Source organism: Cupriavidus taiwanensis (genome assembly GCF_900250075.1).
Classification (GTDB): domain Bacteria; phylum Pseudomonadota; class Gammaproteobacteria; order Burkholderiales; family Burkholderiaceae; genus Cupriavidus; species Cupriavidus taiwanensis_C.
The window spans coordinates 1-6,190 of the sequence record NZ_OFTT01000010.1 but is presented as its reverse complement, the minus strand read 5'-3'; the positions used below and the strand labels follow the sequence as shown (position 1 = coordinate 6,190).

The following is a 6,190-nucleotide window of genomic DNA, read 5'->3' as shown; positions in this document are numbered from 1 at the left end:
GGCCATCGGTCACCGCGATCAGGATGTCTTGGGTACCACGGGTCTTCAGGTCGTTGAACACCTTCATCCAGAACTTGGCGCCTTCGGTAGTCTCGATCCACAGGCCCAGGATGTCGCGCGTGCCATCTGGCAGCACGCCCAGGGCCAGGTAGACGGCCTTGTTGCGCACCACGCCGTCCTCGCGCATCTTGACGCGCAGCGCGTCGAAGAACACCACCGGGTACATCACCTCCAGCGGACGGGCCTGCCAGGCGGTCACCTCGTCCATGACCGCATCGGTCACCGAACTGATGAACTCGGGCGAGACCTCGGTGCCGTACTGTTCGGCCAGAAACGCCTGGATCTCGCGCAAGGTCATGCCGCGCGCATACATGGCGATGATCTTGTCGTCGAACCCGGTGAAGCGCCGCTCGTGCTTGGGAATCAGGATCGGATCAAAGCTGCCGTCGCGATCGCGAGGGATGTCTAACCGCAGCGGCCCGTCGTCGGTCAGAACCGTCTTGGCGCTCTTGCCATTGCGCTGGTTGGCCGTGCCGGCCGGGCGCTCGGCGCCGGCAGTAGCTTCGTCAGAGCGTTGTGGGCCAGACTGAGCACTGCACTCGATGAGGTCGATGCAAAGTTCCCTGAGAACGACAGCATCGAGTTCGGGGAACAGGGATTAATCATCCACCGGCCCGGCAAGGCGCCCGACCCGCCTAACATGATGCTTGATTGACCAGGCCATCACGGCGTCGATGCCGCAGATCAGCATCCTCGACGTGCTGACCGAGACGGAGCAATGGCTGAATCTGCATAAGCTGTTTGGGCCACTGTCCGGCTTCGATGGCGAGCTTGACGATCCTCGCAAGCGCGTCATCCGCACGGTGTTCTTGCTGAAGTACTTGGACAACCCGGAACTCCGTCGCACCATTCATGCCGCGACGAACAAGAGCGAACAGTTCAATGACTTTGCGCAGTGGTTGATGTTTGGTGGCGACGGGATCATCGCCGAGAATCTGCGGCACGAGCAGCGCAAGGTGATCAAGTACAACCAGTTGGTCGCCAACATGGTCATCCTCCACAACGTCCAGTGGATGTCACGCAAGCTCAAGAATTTGCAGGAACGCGGGCACCCAGTGAATGCCGAAGTACTCAAGGGTCTGTCGCCATACCGCCGCGAGCATATCAACCGGTTCGGCGATTACCTACTGGCCTTGCAGAGGCGCGTGCCACCACTCGATCCGTCGATCGATTTCCTATTCAAATCATGTGCTTAGCCGGCGACGCGGGGGATTTTTTTCGAACCCCGGCCACCCCTCCAATAGGGCAATCTTGTCGCCCTATCGAGCCTACGCAACGTCCGTCTTACGTTCTTTAGACCCCGCAGGATGCGTCACTCCCCGCTGACTAGGGAAAGCGAGCGCAACGGGGTGAGTTCTTACTCGCATCGATACTTGGATATTTGCGCACCGGCTCGCTGTACAGCCTCTGATGCTTGCTGGATCTGAGCCGAATTATGGGTGAGCATTACTCGCTCGGAATTGGTAACCGCTGCCCGGTAGGACTGGCGCAGCGACGGGCACATGATGTTTGACGCTAGCCGCTCCTGTCCCTTCGGCTCGAAGAATGAGGACGGGTCACCACGAAACTCTGAGTTTCGTTGGCCGATGGATTTCGTCGTCACCTCAGTCTTTGCGTCGTGCTCGCAGGGAGCGTCCTGCAATGTGACATGTCCCGCGGCGCTCCGACATTGATAGATGGTCTGGCTCGCGGCATTCATGGCCGTGGCGACCATCGCGATCGTCAGAAATCTCAGCATGGTAACTTTAGGCACCGGGTGCCCGCACGGCACGCAACTTTCGTTCGTTGCCTGGGGTTGAGGAACCAACTCCTTCGGTCGACTGAGGCGGGACAACGCTGAAATAGTCGCTGAGAATTGTTTTCAGATCCACGTCCTTGGACGTGTAGCGCATGATCGGAATTCCGGCCGATGCGAGAACGTCACTCTTTTGCTTATCGCGCTTCTGTGCTTTCGCGCTACCGTGCGAGGCGCCGTCCAACTCGATGACATAGAGCGGTCGCATGGTTTTGCGCTCGCAGACGAGGAAGTCGACATACTTCTGAGCGAACAGATTTCTGGCGGCTTGTGACGTTCCCTTGTGCTGCACAAAAGCGGACATCGCGACCTGGGGAAAGACGTGGCTGCCCTTGAGCGCGACTGTCAACCGTTCGTAGAGCCGTATTTCATCCTGCCGCAAGAATGGAGATCTACGAACAAAACGAAATTCCCTGGTGGAGTTTCCGCCTCCCGCTGCAGACTTCAGTATCGACAGGAGAACGATGGCAGTTGCCAAGAGGAGCACCAGCCCTAGCATCGCTTTCACTTGACCCTCCTGCGCTTATTGTTTGAGCGCGATGCTAATCGCTGGAGCAAGCTGGCAGCACCCCTCCATAGTGGGGCTGGATCGGCATGCAGCAAACCGGTCTGTCCCACTCGTGGGGCGCCAAAGCCGGCTGTACTTCGGAAGCGGGCCTGGGTGCTTCGAGTCCCGGAACAGCGGTTCCGGGTCGGAAGCGACGGCCGCAAAGCAGCCGAATGCCTCGGCACTTGCCGCATGCGCCTTCCCGGTGTCGCGTGTCTTCGTAAAATGTCGCGAGACGGCAGCGCGCGGACTACCTCATCGGCGCGTCAAAACGTGCACTGGAGAGGCGGCGTCTCACATGGAATGCCGTCACCGTCCCCATCCATTTTCACCGCTGGACAGTTCTTTAGGTAGTAGCGGGCTTCTGCGCAGGAAGCCATCTGACTACAGTGCTGTTTGCCCTCGCACCGGAAGACCGGCTCCGGCGTTGGGGCAATAATCGAAACCGCGATCGGCTGTGACTCGGCGTCGGCCACCACGTTTTTCAGCGGCGCGTGGGTTTTGTAGTAGATTAAAACGGCCGCGGCGACTGCGACTAGCAGCAAGCTCTTGTACATGTTGACCCCACCCCTGCTTTTTATTCTCCAAATGCAAGGATGCCACAACAAGAGCGTCGTCGGTCTGCCGCCCTGCCGAAATGAGGGTCCTGGAGGGGCTGATGTGCGATTGACGATCAGGCGCAGTGAGTCCGCCCTGCCCGGGGTCTAGCATATCTCGGCACGGACACGCCAACTTTGCCGCGACTGACTAATTTCGTCCTTTGGCGTTATGTAAAATCTAATGGTTCTCCTGATTAATTCAGCTCTGGCATCTTCCTTTGCGCCATCGACAACGGGATCGTCTTCGCCCACGGAGGTTATGCCAACAAATCGCTGGCCGTTGCTCCAGGTAAAGATGCAGTTTGCCATGCCAGTACCGGCGCACGATTGCATCTCTGACCGGCCCTCGCATCGCTTATCGCCATCGGAGCATATGTCAGCGTCCGCAGCATGATATGGCTTCCATCCAGCCGCAATCATCTTGGCCCGAACGTATGTATAAGGCTCTATCTTGTCCAGATGAGGCAACACTGGCGGAGATGATCTCGGCGCGCTTATCAAGGAGCAAAGCTTGTCGCTCCGGAGAAAGGTCGAGGGCCCTGAGTTCGTATTCAAATTCGCGGCCATCTCCCCTATCTCGGGGGCTCAAAGCCGACAACTCGTGTTAGGACCGCTCGCTCATGACAGTTATCGTGGAAACCCCGATAACGATGGGACCCCCAGAGCCACCACTGCTTCGACAATGGGTCTCTTAGCCTTAACTGGCGTGTCAGCTGCCTTCTGGCTCGACGCACTCAAATCCGACCCGCAGTGCTTGCACTTTATGGCAACCGCTAATATTTCTTCACCACAGAATTTGCAACGCTTTGTTGGTTCAACAGCCTGACCTATTTGTCATTTCCAGTCATAGTCATAGCACATCAGCCTCTGGTCAGACAGGGCAGCTACTTCGCTGTCCGCTTTCCCTCGGATGTAAAATCTAACGGTACCATTTGGCAACGTACTTGCGTGCCGTTTCGGTCACGACCGCAGCTGTTCCTATCTCTCGCCACTGGGCCTCAGTCAAGTGCCGGCAGCATTTCAATGGGTGGCGGCAATCAGACGCCAACGGATGCGGCCCTGTGCAGGGGTATGCTGGTGGTGATTTTGAGGAGGTAAAGGATGGCTATGAGTAGAGACGACATTCTCGCCACATCCTTCACACCGATAGATTCCAGAGTGCGGCGTCACCTGGCCCGGCTCAGTGATAGTGTCAAACGCCTGATGGTTGCTGTGACTCAAGAACTGCTGATACTTGTAGTTCGCTATCTTCTTCCTCCTCCTCAAAGATAGGTAATTAATTAGCTGGCGCAGCGCCGTCGTTAGATGATCGAAGGTTAACTCACACCCATACTACGGTAGGGACTCCACCATTACAACTTTCATGAAAGTCTGCAGCGCAACTGGGGCGCATCGCTAGGGCCGCCGCGGTCGCCAGGTGGCGCCCCATCCAGAAGATCCCCCTTCCTCAGGCCATCCGCGTAGTTGTCTTTCTAACAGGTATGGTGTCTCGTCCCGAAGCCGATAGCAACCCCAACAGCCGGGCTTCGTGTTGCCCCCCACTGAAGTGGGGGAATCCGTCAAGGAGCAAACTCGGCGAGAATCTTTTCCACCATGCAGATCTGTGCGCTGCGTATCGCTCTCCTAGCGATCAACGACGTCGTACTACAATGGGAGAAGACATGTCCACCAAAGGAGAATTGCTCTATCACCCGATTAACGGGACCACCAAGGAGACCTCCAGCATTCGTCTTCGGAATTATCTGGTTGGCTGTTAAGCAGCTCTGGGTTCACTTCATTGTGTGCCTCGTCCTACTTTTTGTGACGGCTGGGTTCGCTGCAATTCCGATTTGGATATTCTATGGAGGGATGGGAAACTCCTTCCATAAGACGGACTTATTGAGCAAGGGTTACCTAACCCGAGCCCAGTACGAGCAGAGGCAAGGGAACTCCACGAGCAGCAGTGCTGCTGGCACTGAGTCGCGGAACACCGCAGCCAGCCGCTTGAGCGTTGCTGACGAACTGGCAAAGCTAGTACAGCTTCGTGACTCGGGGGCATTGACTGAGTTTGAGTTCTCTGAGCAAAAGCAAAAGCTCCTGAATTCCTGAATTTCCCCAAGAAATGGGGATCAGTGGCGCAATCGAACGCGCCATCGACCAAAGGGTGCCTGCGCGCATGAAGGGGCGGTCGTACCTTTCGTGTGCAAAGTGGCGGTGACCAACCAGAAAGCCGCGCCTCCCTCAAGGCTCTGCCCCTTCCCTCCTGCATGACCGGTGGGAATTCAACCGACCAGTCGCTCATGAAGCGATCCGCGCTGTGCAAGATTGCGGGAGTGCCCGGTGCATTGGTCCGATTACCGCCACTGCGAGGGTCGCTGCTTTCGGCGACACCATGCAATTTAGGAACGGCCGCCATTTGGCGGCCGTCGGAGCGCGAATTGTATTTGCCGCGCGGCCTGCAGGTAACGAATGGACTGTCGGCCGCCGTCTCGCACGAGATCGCGCTCAAGGCAATCGGCGACGGCTGGGATGGCTTGTTGCGCCTGATCGCCTCCATCCACTCGGGTCGGGCGAGTGCAATCGTCGCGCTGCAGCGGTTCGGCAGCGCCGCCCAAGGTGACCCTATCCATCGGGCAGCAGATCATCTGGGCAAGATGCTTCGCACATTTTTCTTGTGCGATTTTTTCAGCAATACCGAGTTTCGACGGGAGCTGCGCACGCTACTCAACCGAGGGGAGTCGGTGCACCAACTCCAGCGTGCCATTTACTCGAACAAGGTACGCCACAATCGCGGGCGCCCGTCAGGACGAAATGATCGCGATTTCTGGGATCACTGGCACTGCTGACGAATCTGGTGATTGGCTGGGAACACCCAGCGTATGCAAGCGACGGCTGATGCTTGGCGCCGCAAGGGGCAACGGATTGAAGATGACTGGCTGCGCCGCATGGGGCCCGCACATTTCGCGCATGTGAATTTCCGGGGCATAATGAGCTTTCCGATCCACCTGTATCAAGACAGCGTCCTTGAGGTGCCACCGCAGCGGCGGACGGTGTAGCAAGAATCGAGATCTTCGCCTACATGCGGTTGCCGGGCAGAGCCAAGCCCGCGTCCATCATGCCCGCGCGCCGAACGCCATGCCCCAAGATCCGCAGTCCAGAAGCAAGGGGACGAACTAGCCGAGATCACCGGACGGCTCGAGGCCCATCAGC

4 protein-coding genes and 3 pseudogenes are annotated in these 6,190 nt (G+C 57.7%); 3 read left to right on the top strand and 4 right to left on the bottom strand.

Going from position 1 to position 6,190, the window contains the following annotated elements:
* Positions 1 to 553: pseudogene (locus CBM2588_RS30960) on the bottom strand (IS256 family transposase); the annotation flags it as partial.
* Positions 554 to 848: 295 nt separating this feature from the next.
* On the opposite strand from CBM2588_RS30960, the pseudogene CBM2588_RS31325 reads away from it, so the two are divergent.
* Positions 849 to 1,256: pseudogene (locus CBM2588_RS31325) on the top strand (Tn3 family transposase); the annotation flags it as partial.
* A gap of 161 nt (positions 1,257 to 1,417) precedes the next feature.
* Here the strand turns inward: CBM2588_RS31325 and CBM2588_RS31665 are convergent.
* The 3 genes from CBM2588_RS31665 to CBM2588_RS30940 all read right to left on the bottom strand — a co-directional run bounded on the left by CBM2588_RS31665 (position 1,418) and on the right by CBM2588_RS30940 (position 2,959).
* Positions 1,418 to 1,759: a DUF4124 domain-containing protein gene (locus tag CBM2588_RS31665; protein WP_368666652.1), complete on the bottom strand. Its 342-nt coding sequence runs from the start codon at positions 1,757 to 1,759 to the stop codon at positions 1,418 to 1,420.
* Positions 1,760 to 1,805: 46 nt separating this feature from the next.
* Positions 1,806 to 2,354: a DUF2726 domain-containing protein gene (locus CBM2588_RS30945; protein WP_115684117.1), complete on the bottom strand. Its 549-nt coding sequence runs from the start codon at positions 2,352 to 2,354 to the stop codon at positions 1,806 to 1,808.
* Positions 2,355 to 2,668: 314 nt separating this feature from the next.
* Positions 2,669 to 2,959, bottom strand: coding sequence for an excalibur calcium-binding domain-containing protein (locus CBM2588_RS30940; RefSeq protein ID WP_115684116.1), 291 nt, complete (start codon positions 2,957 to 2,959; stop codon positions 2,669 to 2,671).
* A gap of 1,635 nt (positions 2,960 to 4,594) precedes the next feature.
* Here CBM2588_RS30940 and CBM2588_RS31660 point away from each other — a divergent pair.
* Positions 4,595 to 5,089 (top strand): SHOCT domain-containing protein, encoded by a 495-nt coding sequence (locus CBM2588_RS31660; protein ID WP_115684115.1) that lies wholly within the window; start codon positions 4,595 to 4,597, stop codon positions 5,087 to 5,089.
* A 158-nt stretch (positions 5,090 to 5,247) separates the two neighbouring features.
* Positions 5,248 to 6,036: pseudogene (locus tag CBM2588_RS30925) on the top strand (Tn3 family transposase).
* The last annotated feature ends 154 nt before the right edge of the window (positions 6,037 to 6,190 follow it).